Raw genomic sequence first — 16,381 nt, forward strand, 5'->3', positions numbered from 1 at the left:
TCCAACTTTAAGGGGTCGGTTCACAAAAGGCAAGTTCCCTTTTACGCTCCAGCCGCCCTTTAGAAATGGCAATAGGCTAGGTTTCATTCATAGCCGGATTCGGCTGTTATCTATCTTGATTTAAGCCGCACCGTTTTCGACGGTTGTCTTATCGGATACGCCGGAAAGTGATTCATATTCTGCCGTCGGGAAATCGTACCAGGTCACATCATGGTTATCGTGTGGGCTGATGGCAATGTGGGCAAAGGTGCTGTTTGGGGCAGCGCCGTGCCAATGGACGACGCCTGGCGGGCAATAAACGACGTCTCCGGGATGGAGGACTTCTATTTTGCCGCCCTGTATTTGATGGTAGCCCACACCGTCGGCGGCGATCAAGATTTGCCCGGTCTTATGGCTATGCCAACGGTTATAGGTTCCTTTGGGAAAGACGACATACGTCCATTCCGGAGAACCCGCAGCGTTCGGCTTTGTCAGTACCTTCCCCAAATAGACGGGGTGATTGAAATTCGGCGATGGATACGGTTCCGGTGAATAAGAGAACAGAAAGGCGTCATCTCTTTTTTCGGCAGCCTTCGTCTTGCCCGTATCGGAAAAATGGATATTTTCATATTCCTCAGGGCTCAGCGGTCCCGTATGGACGGCCGCGGCATCCTTCGGAGCCTGCCAGTTCTTATCGTAAATGACGATTTGCTGAAAGGCCGAGTCTTTAACCGCGCCGTGAAAATGGCTGACACCGGCGGGAATCTCGACGACGTCACCGGGGTTGATACGAACGGCATCTTTTCCCCATTCCTGATAAATGCCCTTACCGGCAACACCGATGACGGTCATAGCCCCATGGGCATGCCAGCCGCTGTAGCTTCCCGGCTCGAAAGTAATGACATTGGTCTGAGGAACCTGATAGACATCATCAGCCTCGATTAAATCATTCCGATGAACAGTCCCGACAAAGCGGTCAGAAATATCCTTCCCCACGGGAAAAGGCATCTTTTGCGGTTCAGCCGCATCGATGGTCATAACCGGCAACAGAGACGACAGCATCACCATAAAAAACAAAATCCATCTTACCATCTCTCTTCACCTCTTTTTGAATAACAGTCTCTTTTCTCCCGCCTTCTTAGGCACACCTGCCCGACAGGATTCTTTCTAACTTATAAGGAAGCGGCCAGGTCCCCCGCTTCTTTCGCGTTTTTGGCCATGCCCACATAAGTCAGGCCGTATAAGGCGGCAAAACGTTTCATCGTGAACTCGCCCGCTTCGAGCATCCACGTTTCCGGCGCAGCTCCCTGGAAGATGAAGAAGAGTTTTTTACCGGATAAGCTGCCTTGGGAAACCTTCCCGTAAAACCGGTCCAGTACATTTCGTACGGAGCCGCAGATATTATGCCAGTACACCGGCGATCCGACGACGAGGACATCGGCCTGTTCAATCTTTTCAAGAACGGCGTCCAACTGGTCTCCGGGCAGGTCCTGTCCATAGGCATTGATCCGGTAATCGACGAGGTTCAGCGTTTCATAGGTCTGATTTTTAAGGAGTTCCCCAGCCATCTTGGCCGTATTTCCATTTTTATTGGGGCTTCCGTTGATAAATAAAATACTCATAATGCTTCCTTTCTGACAGCCAAAGGCTGTCATCCAAATCATAAAATAATCTTTCAATCTTTCATTTGCCGCTGCCAAAAAGAGACGGCTCGATGGATCCATCCTTCGGCAACGGTCCCTTCGCCGAGGCCAAAGCCATGAGGCAGCCCCGGGAAAATTTCGATGTCGGCATCGGTTCCATGGGCCCGAATGCCTTCGATCCGTCGTTTCATGGTGCCATACCAGGCAATGCCGTCGGCCGTCCCGACGCAGTTATACGTAGGCGGCTCATTCCCGATGACGTCCGACAGGCCAGTATACTCCATGATGACCGCCGCCGGCTGAGGGTATGGTCTTTCGCCAAAGGCTCCCGTCCCATAGGTACCGACCCAGGCTGCCATCCGCGCGCCTGCCGAGCCGCCCCAGAGGGAATAATCGCTGACATCGATATTTAGTTCTCTTGCATGGTCATGGATAAAGGCAATGGCCCGGGCCAAATCTTCACAGGCTTTTTGGGCGTCGGGGCGATAGATGATGGCAAAGGCGTTATAGCCGCGTTTCGCCAGTTCCTGAGCATGAGGAAAACTGTCCTGCATGGCTGCCACATAGGCAAATCCGCCGCCGGCGCTGAGGATCGCCGTCTTCCCGTTGGGCTTGCCGCGAAAGAAAAATAACCCCGTCTCCCTTTTAGCGGGATCGTTCGCCTTTTCTTCCGGACTGTAGATATCGTAAAAAATCGTCTCGCCGGCAGTCGCCCGCGCGTATAGGTCATTGACGATGCTCACCGTCCGCTGCGGCTTTACATGGCTGTACCAAATCAGGGCTTTTCCCAAATCCCGCAGCGTCATCGAAGGCGGCAAGGGCCGGTGTACGGGAAACAGCAGGCGTCCGAAGCCGGAAAATGCCTCATCCTGTATGACATCGCGGATGGTTGAATCCAACGAAAAGGCCCCGGTTGTCCTCTTAATCATCTTCAACAATCGTCTCCTTTCTCATGGTATCCCCGGATACGGCGCCCAAAGAGGGGCTTTCGCACTTTTTAGGCACTGCCTCTATCAAGGGATATCCAAAAAATGAAGCGTCAAACGCCATGATAAGGCGTAATCCCCCAGGCCGAAAAGCCCTAAACCGACACCGGCAGGGCTTTCCGTCCCCAGTTGAACTGGTTACAACGTATGGGCTTACGCTTACAGACGCTTCCCGTAGAAATCAGCCAGTTTATTGACAGCTTCATCGACGTATTCCGGCACCCAATAGGTCCGAATATGGCTGGCGCCTTTGATGAGGAACAATTCCTTATCATTCGTACCGCTGGCTTTGGCAAAGGCATCTTCCGTCATGTAGAGGGTGTCGGCCTTATCGCCGGCCATCATCAACAGGGGCTGATCGATGAGATCCATCCGATCTTCGACGTCAAAGGCCATGAGTTTCATGAGCGATTCCGTCGTGTAGCTTCCCGTCGCATTGGGATGGCGATGGGTCAGTCCATAGTATTCGATGCCGTCACGATAGAGGGTATTTTCCGGGAGCTCTGCCATCTTGGCCCGAAGATCGTCATCGGTAGCGTTAGGAGGCAGGAAACCTTCATAGACGATTTCGCCAGAAAGTTCTTTTTCCCGGGCATCGGCCGCTTTTTGAAGGCGAGCCGGAATGCCTGCGATATCGGCATCATGGAAGCCATTGCGACGTACCCGGCCGGAGTTAAACATGGACAAGGTTGCCACAGCCTTGATGCGCTTATCCGTCTGGGCGGCTGCCAGCGTATAACCACCGCCGCCGCAGATGCCGAGGGCGGCAATGCGAGCTCGATCGACTTTCTTCAACGTAGACAGGTAATCGACCATGCCGCTCACATCTTCAATGCGATTCGACGGGTAATCGCGAAGGCGCGGTGTCCCGCCGCTGGCCCCCTGATAGCGAGCATCGGCAGCGACCGTGATATAGCCCAGTTCAGCCAGACGCTGGGCGTACAGGCCGGCTACCTGTTCCTTCGTGCCGCCGTTGGGATGCGCCACGGTAATGGTTGCATACTTCTTATCGCTCTTTTCGTCGTAATCGGCCGGCAAATAGAGGTTGGCCGAAACCTTGATACCATCCACTTCATATTCGACAGGGCGGATATTCACCTTGCCCGGTTCATTCTTTTCAATGGCATTGCCGTAGACGAGGCCGAAGGGATTCCCATTCGGCGAAGCGGCAGCTGCTGTATTTCCATTTATTCCCATAATCATCAATCCTCCTATTAAAAATAGATTCCATATTTTTTTCTTGATACTTTGGTTCACGATAACCAACCTTTCAGATTTATACTTTATGTATGAGAAGGAGCTTGTATCGCTCTTCTTGAAACAAGGATATCAACCGGTAGTAACTACCTGTCAAGCGTTTTTTTGAAAAAAGTTTTCCATTTCGATGATGATGGTTTCCTGCCGGGGCACCAGATGTCTCTGGGGCTTCCGATAGACAGGGAAATCACGGCCATTTTCAGGCTTCAAAGATGATACCGAGGCGAAAAATCAGACATAATGGGGAAAAACGACCGAAAAAGTACCGGCTCCGAAGCTTTGATCAGACAAGCCCCTTTCCGGTGTCGCTGATATGCCGCAGTCCCGATTTTCTTTCACCGTCTCGCTGAAGATGGGGTTTGTATTCCGGTTCGCCTCGCAGTACGCCTTCAACGTAGGCCTCAAAGTTGGGATAGCCATGGTACTTATCTTCCTTTCGTTTGCCGCGCATGGGGCGTCCGTTGCTATTCTTCAAAATAGCGGCAATGTAGTTTATATTATTGACCTTGTTTTCGTGAGCCATCTCAATGGCCGTACAAGTGGGTTCGCTGCCCCACATGTTTTCCAAGGTAATCAAGCGGTGTGCAAAATCGCCCTGCATGGGCCCAAAGAGGTTCTGATAGGTCTGGACCGAGGCATAGCCCTTCACGGCCTTCGGCGTCGTCACAGCTTCGCCTGTAAGCCTTTCCGGTTCCGATTGAGGCTCTTCCCCTTCATCAGTAGCAGAAAGTTTCTCCTGCGACATGTCATGTCCCTTTTCGACTACGACAGATGCTTCAACGAGCTCATCGATGGGCAGGACAACCGGTTCTTCTTCCGGAGTATCCGGATGGTCTTCGCCGAAAGGTTCGATGAGGGGGCTTTCTTCCGGAAGACCTTCCGGTTGAGTTTCTTCCTCTTGAGCCATGCGCTGCCTCTCCCGGTAGCGGCGGACCCGTTCATGGGTCTGCTCCCGTCGCCTCTCATCTCGATGAAAGCTTTGCAGTTCATCCCAGATGACGATACGTATCATCCCTTTTTCGTCGCGTTCGATAAGGTCGACCTGCTCGAGTGCACGCAATCCGTTTTCAATAAAAGGCTGACGGCGATGCAGGCTCTTGGCAATGAGCTGCGTCGTAAGGGGCTCGGTCTCGGAGACGTAAATCTTTCCGTCGTCATTGACCATGCCGGCCATATCCTTTAAGAAGAACCATAAGACGATGTACGAATCGCCGTTGGGAAGATTCATCAAATAAAGAATACGGGGATCTAAAAAGAGTCCTACTTTCGTTTTCAACCATTGTAACTTGTTCATTGCCAACACCTCATTTTCGTTTTAGGGATTGTCTTTCGAAATTCCCCCTCTACTTATATAAGAGAAAAATAAATCGAAATGCGGCACAAATTTTCGCCAAAATTCCGTTTTTCATTTTATCTTTTCTCGAAAATACCCCCTATTTCAGAATTAACAATCTTTTTATGACGACTTTATTCATAACTATCAATCAATATCCACGAAATACCTAAAGTTTTCTGAACTTTCAGAAATTTACAAATTAATACATTCGTCCATTCTACACACACAGTTTCAGCCAAAAATCCGGCAAGGTCTTCCCCCGTCCCAAACCTTCGTTTTCCCTCATCGTGCCCTTTCATTTCCGGCAGCCCCTGTTTCATCTTAGAATGACTCTTTAGAAATTACCCCTCTACTATACTAGGACAAAAAAAATGCCAATCGTCTAAAGTTTTTTTCAAACTTTTTCCAAAAAGGCCCCATTTTCCCATTTGATTCTTTCGTATTTTTCCTTATTTCAGTTTATTATATCTATTTCTGACTCCATACATTCTAAATGCTAAGGCTGGCATTCATATACTTAACGTTTTCTGAACTTTCAAAAATTTGCAAATTAATACATTTGTCCATAGTGAATATACGTTTTTAGGCAAAAGCAAGAGCAACGCATCGAGTCGGGTAAAGAAAAGATGTTACCCGATTTTCTTCTTTCACCTAACTCAAAATCAGGTGCGTAAATTTTTAAAATAAAAAAAAATATAATGTCTCCCTTATACCGCTCTCATCGCCCTTTCATCTTGTCTCATATCTTGTCTTGTATCTTGTCTTTTCTATATCTTATCTTTTCTATATCTTATCTCTTCTTATCTTCTCTTTCTGTAACGCGTTACACCTCGTCGAAAATGGGAATTGCAAAGAACCGCTGCATCGCGATAGAAAGCCATTTGCAAGGATTTTAGCCAATCGACAAATTGCCTTATTACACCCTTATTCTTTGCCTATAAAGGACGGAAAGTCCCGGGTAAAGAAAACTATATGTCCAAATATATAACAAAAAATGCCGATAGGTATGATCCTATCGACAGGTTTAGCCTCTATTTTTCAGGATATCCAAACAGACTTCATGATAGAGCTGCAATGATTTCGCAAATCTTTTCACCTCATCGGAATAGCCCCAACATACAAAAAAACGGCCTCCCGAACTTAGATTTTTTTAAATCCAACTTCAGGAGGCCGCTCAATCTTACCGAGGGTTCAAAGATCCAACGTTACCTGCTCAGATATCAATCGATAAAATCAGCCATCAGTTCTTTGACAATGCCTTCACAACTTTTTACGTCCTTAATCAAGTCTATCGCCGTGTTGACCGAAACGATGCCCTCATCTAACCTGCCTTCCAGCATCCCCGGACGAAGACCATCGATTTGATTGATTTTTTCATCGAGTTCCGCTGTGGACATGCCTGCTTCGTACAGGCGGGCTAATTCTTTAGCAAATGTATGCGGTGTGGAGCGCTGCGTCCCGGACACAAAAACCAAGTCCCCCCCTTTTGATTGAATAATATCTTGTTTACAAGCATCCGACGCCGGGCACTCATCGGACAGAATGAAGCGGGTCCCTACATAAACGCCTTCCGCGCCAAGGGCAAAGGCAGCCCTTACGCCGCGAATATCGTTAATACCGCCCGTAGCCATGACCGGAATCTGAACCGCATCTACAATGGTTGGCACAATGGAAAAGGTCCCGATTTGATTTTGAGGAATCCATCCGCCTTCATCATACCCCGTGGCAATGAGGATATCCGCGCCTTCAGACTCTGCCAACCGGGCCGCTTCCGGCGACGGCGTCAGTTCTCGATGAACCCAAAGCCCATTCCCTTTTTTCATTTGCTTAACCAATTTTTTATTAACTTGGCCAACGGTTACAAAAATCTTTACCCCTTCTTCAAAGGCGACGTCAATGATTTTTTCTGAATAGGCCTCCATGTCCGTCATTCCGTCTTCCGGCAAGAACACGTTGACTGCAAAAGGCTTATCCGTCCGCGCCTTAATGTTACGAAATTCATTACGATATCGATCTTCCGTACTAATGCGTTGATGGCCTTCAAATTTTGCACCGGCATTCGGGCCTAAAACGCCCATGCCACCGGCATTAGATACGGCGGCAACCATCTTCGCATCGGTAATCCAGTTCATCGCAGCCTGGACAATGGGGTATTTAATGTTGAGTATATCACAAATTCTGTTCTTATCTTTCATCCGTCTCACCTTTCTATCACTCGTCTAATATTCATCGTTACGCTAACGAAGCATCCTGCCCTAATCCCCTCAGGAACCAGGAAACAGGCTATTTCTGAAACTTTTAACCCCACCCAGGTTTGACGCTAATATCGTGTTTCCAAAAACCGTTCTCATTACCTTGACTGATTTCCAGTATAAGGGCAGACTCCTCTCTTTGTCAAATCCATTGCCCGAAAAACAAAACCGTCCAAACAAAAAAAGTCCCAAGAAGCGCTTTAATAAGCCCCTCTCGGGATTTTAAATTCTTACCGAACAAGCCGCACTTTCTGTTTCTTCCCTTTTTGTTACCTGGGGAACAGAACAAGAAAATGCTTTTATGCTATGCTACTTAGAGGAAGCCGTTTTCTGCGTTTCCTGTGAACAGTAGGCTGCTAATCTATCGAAATCCAAGATGTTGATACAACCGCGTTGTACCTTGATGATGTTTTCCTGCCGCAGACGGGACAGGCACTTTGTAACGTGATTACGCCCCACCCCTAATAAGTTCGCTATGTTTTCCTGCGTAATCGCGACAGAATGGCTGCCGTCCCGGTTATTCTCGGCCATGAGAAACAGAAAATTACAGAGTTTGAGGAAGGTGTAATTATAGCGCTGATGGGCCACGTCATAAATGAGCATGTTGATATAGGCTGATTGATGTTCGATCAGCCTGTCCATCAAAGCCGGATTCCGGAGAGAAAATCGATAAAAATCCTCTCGTTTAAAAGCAGTGACGGCTACTTCCGTCAAGGCTTGTATAACCATCGCATTTTCAATTTTATAATGAGATTTCTGCATCCCCGGAAAGATGGTGCCTGCGCCATGAAAGGATAATATTTTTCGATGCCCTCTTTCATGCTCTACATACGTTTCTGCAATCCCGGAACGGAAGTAGTAGACCGTTGTAATCGGTTCCCCGATAGTCCATAAGAAATCACCTTTATGAAAAACTTTTTCAGTATGTTCCAAGGTAAGTAATTCCGGGTACAGGGTTTCATACTCACCGGAAAAATAATAAGTAGGAAGAATATGGCCCATGGTTAACACTCCTTTCCCTTTTCACTATACCACAAAAAAGAAACAAGGGGAAAGAAAGAAACCTTACTGCGTCAAAAAGTGTAAGCCGGAAGAAGGTCGACACGAATGCGATGGAACGCACGGACAAGGAGAATGAAACGGAGAAGCGCAATGCATGAAAGGATAGAAACGAGGTATGTTATGAAACTATTGATGATATGGGCCAGTCCCAATAAAGACGGTTTGACCGCCGCCGCAACCGAAAGGATCCGACACGGAATGGAACAAACCGGTGTATTCGTTGAAACGCTGCAGATGAACCGACTGACAATAAAACATTGTCTGGCCTGTAAAAACGGCTGGGGAGATTGTCGAGAAAAGGGCTCTTGCATCATCCGAGATGATTTTATGGGCCTCTACGAAAAAATGAAAGAAGTCGAGGGGTTCGTGTTGGTGACGCCTGTGTATTGGCACGATATGGCAGAAAATCTGAAATCATTTTTAGACAGACTGCGACGTTGTGAAACCGGGAAAAATCACTTCCTTGGCGGGAAAAAATGCATGCTTGTCGCCTGTGCCGGCGGAACCGGATTAGGGGCCATTTCCTGTTTGGCTCATATGGAAGACGTATTATCCCATATGCAAATAGTAGCCGTTGACAGGCTTCCTATCATTCAATTCAATAAATCGTACATGCTTCCGGCACTTACCGGCGCCGGAAAAGCGTTTGCAGAATATATCATCACAAAGAAAGGAACAAGTGAACCTGATGAAACGTAATATAGGAGCAAAATTAGCCATCTATCCCACCCCGGTTTATCTGGCAGCCACTTATGTCCGGGATGGAAAAGCCAATGTCATGACCGTAGGTTGGGGCGGTGTATGCAACAGCCTCCCCCCTTGCGTCTGTATATCCGTAAGGCCGGCAACGCATACCTACCATGCCTTGATGGAACGAAAAGCCTTTACCCTGAATTTAGCGACGGAAGACTTTACCAAAGAAGCCGCTTACTGCGGACGGTTTTCCGGCAAAAACGTTGACAAGTTTAAAGAACTGGGCCTTACCGCTATAAGGAGCGAAGTCGTAGATGCCCCGTACATACAAGAATTCCCGATCAATTTAGAGTGCAAAATCATTCAAATCCATGAAATAGGCTCACACACTCAATTCATCGGTCAAGTGATGGATGTCGAAATGGATGAAGCCTTACTGCAGAAAGATACATCGATACTGGAACAATTGAAGCCCATCGTCTATGGCGTCGGAAACGATTTTGGCTATTATGGAATCGGGAAAAAAATCAGCCAATGAAAAGGAGTCAACCATGAAAAAGTTAAGTTATAAGACAGTTGCTGTCACATCAGCCCTGCTGTTAACGCTGGGAATCGGGTCAACCGTTCTGGCAGCACAACCCATTCCCGTTACGGCAGCCCTGCAAACGACTGCCAAAACAAGCGCGGCTGTCCCCCACTGGAATCAGCGTATCCCTCAGACCATCGAAGCATCGGCCTTGGCCCTGCCTACGAAAGGTGCCGTTATCCAAGAGGTGACCTATGTCCCTAAAAATACAGACCCGACGAAAGCCGGAGACTATTATGCCGTCCGCGGCAGCATTAAACCCGTCGATGCACAGGCGCCGAATATTGAATTCCAAGTCAATCTGCCGCGTCATTGGAACCATAAAATGGTCCAGTTCGGCGGAGGCGGCTTCAATGGCACCCTGGTTACCGCCGACGGCCAGACAGAAGGCCAAGGGGCAGAACTCATACCGCCCCTCAATCAAGGGTATGCGACCTTCGGCAGCGATGGCGGCCATAAAGGAGAAGTATGGGATTCCACATGGGCCGTCAATGACGAAGCCCTCCATAATTTTGCTTCGGACCAGCTGAAAAAGACGAAAGACACCGCTTACGCCATCGTCCTATCCTATTACGGCGAAAAGCCACAACGGACCTATTTTATCGGCGGGTCCAACGGCGGCCGAGAAGCCCTGATGGCAGCCCAGCGATATCCGGACGATTACGACGGCATCGTGTCCCTCTACCCCGTCCTCAATTGGATTCCCAAGGCGCTGAAAGATCACGAAGATACAAAAGCAGTATTGGCACAGCAAGGAAGCGGCTGGATCAGTCCGGAAACCTTCGCCGTGATAAAAAAGGTCGTGACCGACACAGCCGATGCCTCAGACGGCAAAAAAGACGGCCTGATTGCCAACCCCTACGCAGCGGACGCTAAACTGCCGGAAATCAACCAGCGCTTAAAAGACAAACTCACACCGCAGCAAGCAGCCGTCTGGAATCAATTTTTGGCCGATAAAAAGTTTACGCCGGAAACGATGGCCGATCCCCAGGTTCCGGTCATGCCCGGCTATTCAGTGTCTCAGCTTCTGATTGACGAGGACATGAATCAGTTCGGCAGCGCCCCGGGGAAACGAGACGGCATGATGATGCAGTTCAGCGACAACGTCATCAAATACCAGATCATGCAGGACGGGAACTTTGACCCGGACCAACTCGATGAACACCGGGATCACGCCAACATTGCCAAAGCAGCCGCCCTATTAGATGCCACCAGTCCGGACCTGCGTGCCTTTGCCAAACACGGCGGAAAAATGATTATCCTTCATGGGACGGCGGACCAACTGGTTGCCGTAAAGGGAACGGTGGACTACATCAAGAACCTGCATCATTTCATGGGTGACAAAGCAGCATCCGACCTGTACCGCTTCTACCTGGCACCCGGTTATGGTCACGGCAGCGGATCCCTCTTTACCATCAGCCGCGATCTGCTGAATGATCTCGACCAGTGGGTCACAAAAAGCAAGGCGCCGGAAGCCATTACCGTCAACAATCAAAACAACCTCCAAGAAAGCCAAGTTCTCGTACCACAAACATTGAAGTAACCGGTTCTGAGTCGTCTCCAGAAAAAAAAGTGACTCAACAGACAGCGATACCCCATTCTCACGGAAAGTCCCTTGTCATAAAATGTTATACAGGCACGCACCGGCCACCGGTATAGCAATAAGATGATGATTACCCGATCAACAGCATAACCCTTACAGGTAAAAATAAGAGCTATGAACCAATGGATACAGCTTTCCATAAGTTCATAGCTCTTTTCATGGATCTTTAAATTTCATATCGCATCAAATCAACGTATTACGCCTATTTCCAGGCAGCATGATTAGCCAAGCACGCTATATCGATGTCCATTAGAACATTTGTATACAGCCCACCAATTCCTGCCGGGAACTCGTCTCTTTATTTGTCCTTCTTATCTCCCGTGTATTCGATGACGATGATGGCGCCCTTATTTTCCATTTCGGTAATGGGCTTGCCGTCTTTACCCATCGCATTGCCTCCATTATCCGTAGCCACGTAGATTTTTGTCGTATCCGGGCTTACGAGGACATTGCGGTACCGGTTATTGGTCTTGAACATTTTTTCTACATCGCCCTGGACCTGTTCTTTCTTGCCGTCGAGTTTCACCCGATAGATGGCGCCGCTCTTAAGGGTCGTAATGAGCAGGGAATTACGCCATTCTTTAATTTTCCCGTTGTCCGGATAGTAGGCCACGCTGGAAGGAGCGATGGTCGGCCAGCCTATATAGTAAAGCGGTGCATAGGTGTCATCGGCAAAATTATAACCGTTGCGGACGACGTTAAAGGATTTGAGCGGATCTTTAAGATTCGGAGCATCAAAGTCTGTTTCCTTCTGAGTGGGAACACCTGCGGGGATGTTGTTGGGATCGAATTTTTCCTGTAGTTCTTTGGGAGCCTTGGAATAGTTGGCATAGACATAGGATTCGTTGTCTCTATAGCCGGCTACATAAGGCCAGCCATAGTTGCCGCCCTTTTCAATGAGGTTCAGCTCATCGTCCGTAGACGGACCGTGCTCGGTCGCAAAGAGCTTATCGCCAACAAAGGCGAGGCCCTGGGAATTGCGGAATCCATAGGCATATACATGACTGCGGACACCATTCAATACGGGGTTATCATCGGGGATGGAGCCGTCTTTATTAAGGCGCAAAACCTTGCCCGGATAGAGGCTGTAATCTTTAGCAGCAACCTGCTCTGCCGTCGGCAGCATCTGCGCCTGGATTTCATCGGCTACGTGACTTCCCTGATTATGACCTTGGTCACCGATGGTATAGTACAGCTTGCCGTCCGGTCCGAAACGGAGACGACCGGAGTTATGGTCGACGCTGGCCGGCAGGTTATCGAGGATAGCCGTTTCATCGCGGAGTGTCTCGGTCTTAGGATCATAGGTCATGCGGACAATACGGGCATGCTTTTCACCATTGACTTCATAGGTATAGGCCGTGTAGACGTAGTTATTGCCCTTCAGGAACTGCGGATCTAATGCCAGCCCCAGAACCCCTTGATGAGGCGGCGCGGCAACGGCATTTTTGAAGGTATGCAATACCGTATGCTTACCCGTTTTCGGGTCAACCTTAGAAATCGATTTCGACTGACGTTCCGTTACCCACAACGAATTGTCCGGTCCCCAAAGGACTTCCCAGGGAGAGCCAAGACCATCGACAAGGACCGTAGCCTTGAAAGGCTCGGCAATATTTACCTTGTCTCCATGAGCTGCCTCAGCCACATTAAAACCTGCTGCTGCTGTAATGGCAAGGCTGCAAAGTACTGCTGCTGCTAATTTCTTCATAACGAATCTCCTTTCAAATGAAATTTATATGCTTGCTATCCCTAATCAGCTATATACGACTAGAGGTATCTACATTCCAAACAGCATCCAATTTCACATCTTTGGGTACATTATATGCTGCTGGATGGTTATTATTTTGCAATTCAGTATTATAATCAATTCGTTATCATACTACTGATTATACTAAAAAACTATCCACAGAGCAATTATTTGGCTTAATTACTTATGCAAAGCCACCAGCTCGCCTTCATCCACTACCTCAGAGGGGGATAATTTCCAGCGGATTACGTTAAAATTTTCCCACAACTTTTTTACAATAAAATTTTACATATAAAAAGGCTCCCAGTCATCTATTTCACAATAATGACTGAGAGCCTCGCTTCATGACATTAAACGGGGATGTATCCGCTTATGCGCTCATAAATTCATTTCCATTTTTACTTCCATGACGGGAGTTCCCTTTGTACTCCATTCGGTGTTTTCCACGAATTCAACGGTATGAAATCCCATCTTTTCATAATGATGAATGGCCGCCGTGAGCGGGCCGGCTGTCCAAAGCATTAATTTTAGATAGCTAGCATTTTTTGCTTTTTCCATGAATGCCTTGGTAAGGGCTGAGCCGATACCAAACTTGCGGTAGTCCTCTTCAACGGCATACAGGCGGAGCTGGCCCACATCGGGATCGTCTGTTTCGCAGAGCATAATGCAGCCTACCGGCTTTCCTTTCACCTCAGCGATAAACAGCTCTTCCCTGTCGATCTTTGCCTTTTTGGCAAAATCCAGGGCGATTTTCGCTGCGTAGTCGGTAAAGCTCGGTCCCCAAGCATATTCCTTGGTATACAGCCGCCGATGAAGCTCGGCGACATACTGTTCTTCCCCCGATTGATACGGTCTAATCATACATTCCATTGGTAATTCCCCTCTTCTCATTCTGAATGGTACGAAAAAAGCACATTCTCTTCTATTTCTATAGTTTTCGTGGGGTTATAAATCATCCTCTCAATATTTCATCGATTTGTTCAGATTCCTTTTCATATTCTAAACACCTAATTTGTTTTTCGACATAATTTTTATGTTTTATCCATTCTAAACCTATAAGGTTTGGAAGCAATGATTCAAGAAACTCAATCCACGCAGAATATATTGGTACTGAACTACCTGAATAACTCCAAGAAATAGGTATTAATGGTATCCTTTTAAAATCTTCAAATAATGGATTATTTTCAAGAAACAGCAGGAAGTATTCTTTTTTTCTTTTATTTTCTAATTTTGCTATAACTGAAAATAAACAATACATTTTCATTTTATCCTTGGAAAACAACTGAATACATTGACGGATCCATTCATCTTGCCTTCTAAATAAGTCTGGTTTATTTTTACTTTTCGATAACAAAGATTCTAAAAAATATGGTACCGTCCTATTGGGAAAACGGCACTTCATTATCAACTGCTCAAAAATTTTTATATATTTCCAAAAAGTTATCTAACTCAAAAAAAATACTATACCGTTCTTGATAATCACTAAAAGACCCCTTATTTATTAAATAGTCTATGTATTTATCTAATATAGAAGGTCTGACCAGATATATCTCCCTCAAAAATTGTCCGTCATAATCATAATTACCATTATATAACAACATGGTACAGTATATTTCTTCCAGTAGTTCCAAATTATATTTAAATTTCTGAATTACTTCTCTTGCTTTATCATGATAGGAATAAAATAGCCGACCAAAATAAAGCTCCACGATAAAGGATGAATACTCTTTTTTCGTCAAAATAATTTTGCAGCCCTCTATAAACGCCCCTTCATCTATAGCATCATATTTCTCCAGAAAATCCACATCACGCATTGGTGATGAAGTAAGGTCTCTGTCAGAAGTATCTTTCAAAAATTCATAAAGCCCCTTTAAATGTTTTTCTGTAATTAATTCTATCGGTAATTCATGGTAATATACATATAGCCAAGAATTTCTCTGACTATATTCTTCACCCATGATAATTTCATACACGTCTGCATCGGATAATAAGGAAAGTAGAGTATCTACTAAATGATACGGACTTAAATTATGGGGCGTATCATTTAGTAGATAATATTTAATTGCATCGACATATAAATTTTTTCTATCAGAAATAGCATCAAAGGCAATGCATAATCCTTCACTAATCCCCCAAGACGAGCAACCATCTAGATTATAAGTATCCCTACAAACATCAATTAACTTCTTAAACATTTCTAAATCACAATTCGAAGCATAGTGATGAATTAATTGCTGCTTTTGCTTTTTACTGTCTTCATACCTAGTACCTCTGTAATCAGGCCCTTGAAGAAGGCAATATAATTGAAACTTTTCTCCTTCAAAGTATTCAGAAAACACGGATTCGAAAGAGATGTTTACTCTACTAAAGACCGATACTATCTCGCTTGCCAAAAGACAATTCGTCAATTTATCTGGTGGGAAATTTGACTTCAAAATCGATTCAATATATTCAAAATCAAACCGTAAAACAGGAATACTTTTATTCATAATTCTACCACCATAAGAACGAATAAGTTCCCTAACGTTTTCTCTATACCTTTCATTTTTACTCAAAGAAGTTAACGATTCCCAAATTAACTTACGATATGTTTCAACACCGTCAGACATAGTTAACGGAATCTCATATACTCTAAATGAATTATCTCTACCTTCTTCCGCTGGAGAAAAAGTCAATTTCAAAAAGTCTTTCGCTACCTGCAAAAAAAGCATCACAATAAGTTCTTGTTTCCAATCATCAGAATGTTCTATTATTTTTTCAAAAAAAATTATTTGAGTGTAAAAAACATTATGAATAGAATCCCTTTGAATGCCAAAATATATATTAACGGCATGATAAAATTCCATAAACAAATCTGGTCTCTTTAGATAATATTTAAAGAACAAATCACAAGCGGTAAGTAAATCACACATATCTGCAAATCCACCAAGAATTTTAATAATATCATTTTCTACATGTTGATTGTTTTTCCCCTTTTCAGTATCTATATCGCTCCATTCACGAATTACAGTTTCTTCAGACTCAATTTCATCATTTAAAATTAAAAGTGTTTCCGTAGGCTTAGCACGGAAAAAAACTTTTACAAATTCAAAAAATATTGGTGATTTTTCTTTTGATAATTCATCCCATAATAAATCTATTTCCTTTTTAACAAAATCAACAACTTCTTTATTTCTAAATATATTAAGTAGCGTATTAGATAAGGTATAATATTTTTCGTAAAATAAATAAAGACATGAA

The 16,381-nt window shown here is 45.7% G+C and carries 15 protein-coding genes; 3 read left to right on the top strand and 12 right to left on the bottom strand.

Annotation, left to right across the window (positions count from 1 at the left end; genetic code table 11):
• Positions 1-120: 120 nt before the first annotated feature.
• The 8 genes from A0U42_RS11725 to A0U42_RS09055 form a co-directional block, all read right to left on the bottom strand.
• On the bottom strand, positions 121-1,071 hold the full coding sequence (locus A0U42_RS11725) for a cupin domain-containing protein (protein ID WP_065360692.1): 951 nt from the start codon (positions 1,069-1,071) through the stop codon (positions 121-123).
• A gap of 80 nt (positions 1,072-1,151) precedes the next feature.
• Complete coding sequence (locus tag A0U42_RS09025) at positions 1,152-1,601, bottom strand: flavodoxin family protein (RefSeq protein ID WP_065360706.1); 450 nt, start codon at positions 1,599-1,601, stop codon at positions 1,152-1,154.
• A gap of 53 nt (positions 1,602-1,654) precedes the next feature.
• A complete protein-coding gene (locus A0U42_RS09030) occupies positions 1,655-2,551 on the bottom strand; it encodes an alpha/beta hydrolase (protein ID WP_065360693.1) in 897 nt (298 codons plus the stop codon).
• 216 nt (positions 2,552-2,767) lie between these two features.
• Complete coding sequence (locus tag A0U42_RS09035) at positions 2,768-3,805, bottom strand: alpha/beta hydrolase (RefSeq protein ID WP_218055544.1); 1,038 nt, start codon at positions 3,803-3,805, stop codon at positions 2,768-2,770.
• A gap of 343 nt (positions 3,806-4,148) precedes the next feature.
• Positions 4,149-5,159, bottom strand: a complete 1,011-nt coding sequence (locus A0U42_RS09040; RefSeq protein ID WP_065360695.1) for a phage replisome organizer N-terminal domain-containing protein — start codon at positions 5,157-5,159, stop codon at positions 4,149-4,151.
• A 173-nt stretch (positions 5,160-5,332) separates the two neighbouring features.
• Entirely contained in the window at positions 5,333-5,521 is a 189-nt protein-coding gene (locus tag A0U42_RS09045) for a hypothetical protein (protein WP_065360696.1), read from the bottom strand.
• Between the two features lie 900 nt (positions 5,522-6,421).
• Positions 6,422-7,396 carry a nitronate monooxygenase family protein gene (locus tag A0U42_RS09050; protein ID WP_065360697.1) on the bottom strand — a complete coding sequence of 325 codons (975 nt, stop codon included), beginning with the start codon at positions 7,394-7,396 and terminating at the stop codon, positions 6,422-6,424.
• 366 nt (positions 7,397-7,762) lie between these two features.
• Positions 7,763-8,455 carry a Crp/Fnr family transcriptional regulator gene (locus A0U42_RS09055; protein WP_065360698.1) on the bottom strand — a complete coding sequence of 231 codons (693 nt, stop codon included), beginning with the start codon at positions 8,453-8,455 and terminating at the stop codon, positions 7,763-7,765.
• 180 nt (positions 8,456-8,635) lie between these two features.
• Here A0U42_RS09055 and A0U42_RS09060 point away from each other — a divergent pair, with 180 nt between their 5' ends.
• Genes A0U42_RS09060 through A0U42_RS09070 form a run of 3 tightly spaced genes read left to right on the top strand, consistent with a single transcriptional unit; the run spans position 8,636 to position 11,337 of the window.
• Positions 8,636-9,214, top strand: coding sequence for a flavodoxin family protein (locus A0U42_RS09060; RefSeq protein WP_065360699.1), 579 nt, complete (start codon positions 8,636-8,638; stop codon positions 9,212-9,214).
• Positions 9,204-9,746 (top strand): flavin reductase family protein, encoded by a 543-nt coding sequence (locus A0U42_RS09065; RefSeq protein WP_065360700.1) that lies wholly within the window; start codon positions 9,204-9,206, stop codon positions 9,744-9,746. Before A0U42_RS09060 ends, A0U42_RS09065 begins: the two co-directional genes overlap by 11 nt.
• A gap of 13 nt (positions 9,747-9,759) precedes the next feature.
• Positions 9,760-11,337 carry a tannase/feruloyl esterase family alpha/beta hydrolase gene (locus A0U42_RS09070; RefSeq protein ID WP_065360701.1) on the top strand — a complete coding sequence of 526 codons (1,578 nt, stop codon included), beginning with the start codon at positions 9,760-9,762 and terminating at the stop codon, positions 11,335-11,337.
• 358 nt (positions 11,338-11,695) lie between these two features.
• Here the strand turns inward: A0U42_RS09070 and A0U42_RS09075 are convergent, their stop codons facing one another.
• The 4 genes from A0U42_RS09075 to A0U42_RS09085 all read right to left on the bottom strand — a co-directional run.
• Positions 11,696-13,102 (bottom strand): glucose/sorbosone family PQQ-dependent dehydrogenase, encoded by a 1,407-nt coding sequence (locus A0U42_RS09075; protein ID WP_065360702.1) that lies wholly within the window; start codon positions 13,100-13,102, stop codon positions 11,696-11,698.
• Positions 13,103-13,519: 417 nt separating this feature from the next.
• Positions 13,520-14,011 carry a GNAT family N-acetyltransferase gene (locus A0U42_RS09080; RefSeq protein WP_065360703.1) on the bottom strand — a complete coding sequence of 164 codons (492 nt, stop codon included), beginning with the start codon at positions 14,009-14,011 and terminating at the stop codon, positions 13,520-13,522.
• 82 nt (positions 14,012-14,093) lie between these two features.
• Positions 14,094-14,399 carry a hypothetical protein gene (locus A0U42_RS11730; protein WP_218055545.1) on the bottom strand — a complete coding sequence of 102 codons (306 nt, stop codon included), beginning with the start codon at positions 14,397-14,399 and terminating at the stop codon, positions 14,094-14,096.
• 154 nt (positions 14,400-14,553) lie between these two features.
• On the bottom strand, positions 14,554-16,381 hold a 1,828-nt coding region (locus A0U42_RS09085), incomplete at its 5' end, for a hypothetical protein (RefSeq protein ID WP_218055546.1).

It is taken from the genome of Megasphaera sp. DISK 18 (genome assembly GCF_001682955.1).
GTDB classification, from domain to species: domain Bacteria; phylum Bacillota; class Negativicutes; order Veillonellales; family Megasphaeraceae; genus Megasphaera; species Megasphaera massiliensis.

What these genes read in the sequence shown, in the direction of transcription:
- A0U42_RS09065 (WP_065360700.1), top strand. Translation starts at nt 9,204, where the DNA reads ATGAAACGTAATATAGGAGCAAAATTAGCCATCTATCCCACCCCGGTT.
- A0U42_RS09030 (WP_065360693.1), bottom strand. Translation starts at nt 2,551, where the DNA reads ATGATTAAGAGGACAACCGGGGCCTTTTCGTTGGATTCAACCATCCGC.
- A0U42_RS09025 (WP_065360706.1), bottom strand. Translation starts at nt 1,601, where the DNA reads ATGAGTATTTTATTTATCAACGGAAGCCCCAATAAAAATGGAAATACG.
- A0U42_RS11725 (WP_065360692.1), bottom strand. Translation starts at nt 1,071, where the DNA reads ATGGTAAGATGGATTTTGTTTTTTATGGTGATGCTGTCGTCTCTGTTG.
- A0U42_RS09070 (WP_065360701.1), top strand. Translation starts at nt 9,760, where the DNA reads ATGAAAAAGTTAAGTTATAAGACAGTTGCTGTCACATCAGCCCTGCTG.
- A0U42_RS09040 (WP_065360695.1), bottom strand. Translation starts at nt 5,159, where the DNA reads ATGAACAAGTTACAATGGTTGAAAACGAAAGTAGGACTCTTTTTAGAT.
- A0U42_RS09050 (WP_065360697.1), bottom strand. Translation starts at nt 7,396, where the DNA reads ATGAAAGATAAGAACAGAATTTGTGATATACTCAACATTAAATACCCC.
- A0U42_RS09055 (WP_065360698.1), bottom strand. Translation starts at nt 8,455, where the DNA reads ATGGGCCATATTCTTCCTACTTATTATTTTTCCGGTGAGTATGAAACC.
- A0U42_RS09045 (WP_065360696.1), bottom strand. Translation starts at nt 5,521, where the DNA reads ATGAAACAGGGGCTGCCGGAAATGAAAGGGCACGATGAGGGAAAACGA.
- A0U42_RS09060 (WP_065360699.1), top strand. Translation starts at nt 8,636, where the DNA reads ATGAAACTATTGATGATATGGGCCAGTCCCAATAAAGACGGTTTGACC.
- A0U42_RS09035 (WP_218055544.1), bottom strand. Translation starts at nt 3,805, where the DNA reads ATGGGAATAAATGGAAATACAGCAGCTGCCGCTTCGCCGAATGGGAAT.
- A0U42_RS11730 (WP_218055545.1), bottom strand. Translation starts at nt 14,399, where the DNA reads ATGTATTGTTTATTTTCAGTTATAGCAAAATTAGAAAATAAAAGAAAA.
- A0U42_RS09075 (WP_065360702.1), bottom strand. Translation starts at nt 13,102, where the DNA reads ATGAAGAAATTAGCAGCAGCAGTACTTTGCAGCCTTGCCATTACAGCA.
- A0U42_RS09080 (WP_065360703.1), bottom strand. Translation starts at nt 14,011, where the DNA reads ATGGAATGTATGATTAGACCGTATCAATCGGGGGAAGAACAGTATGTC.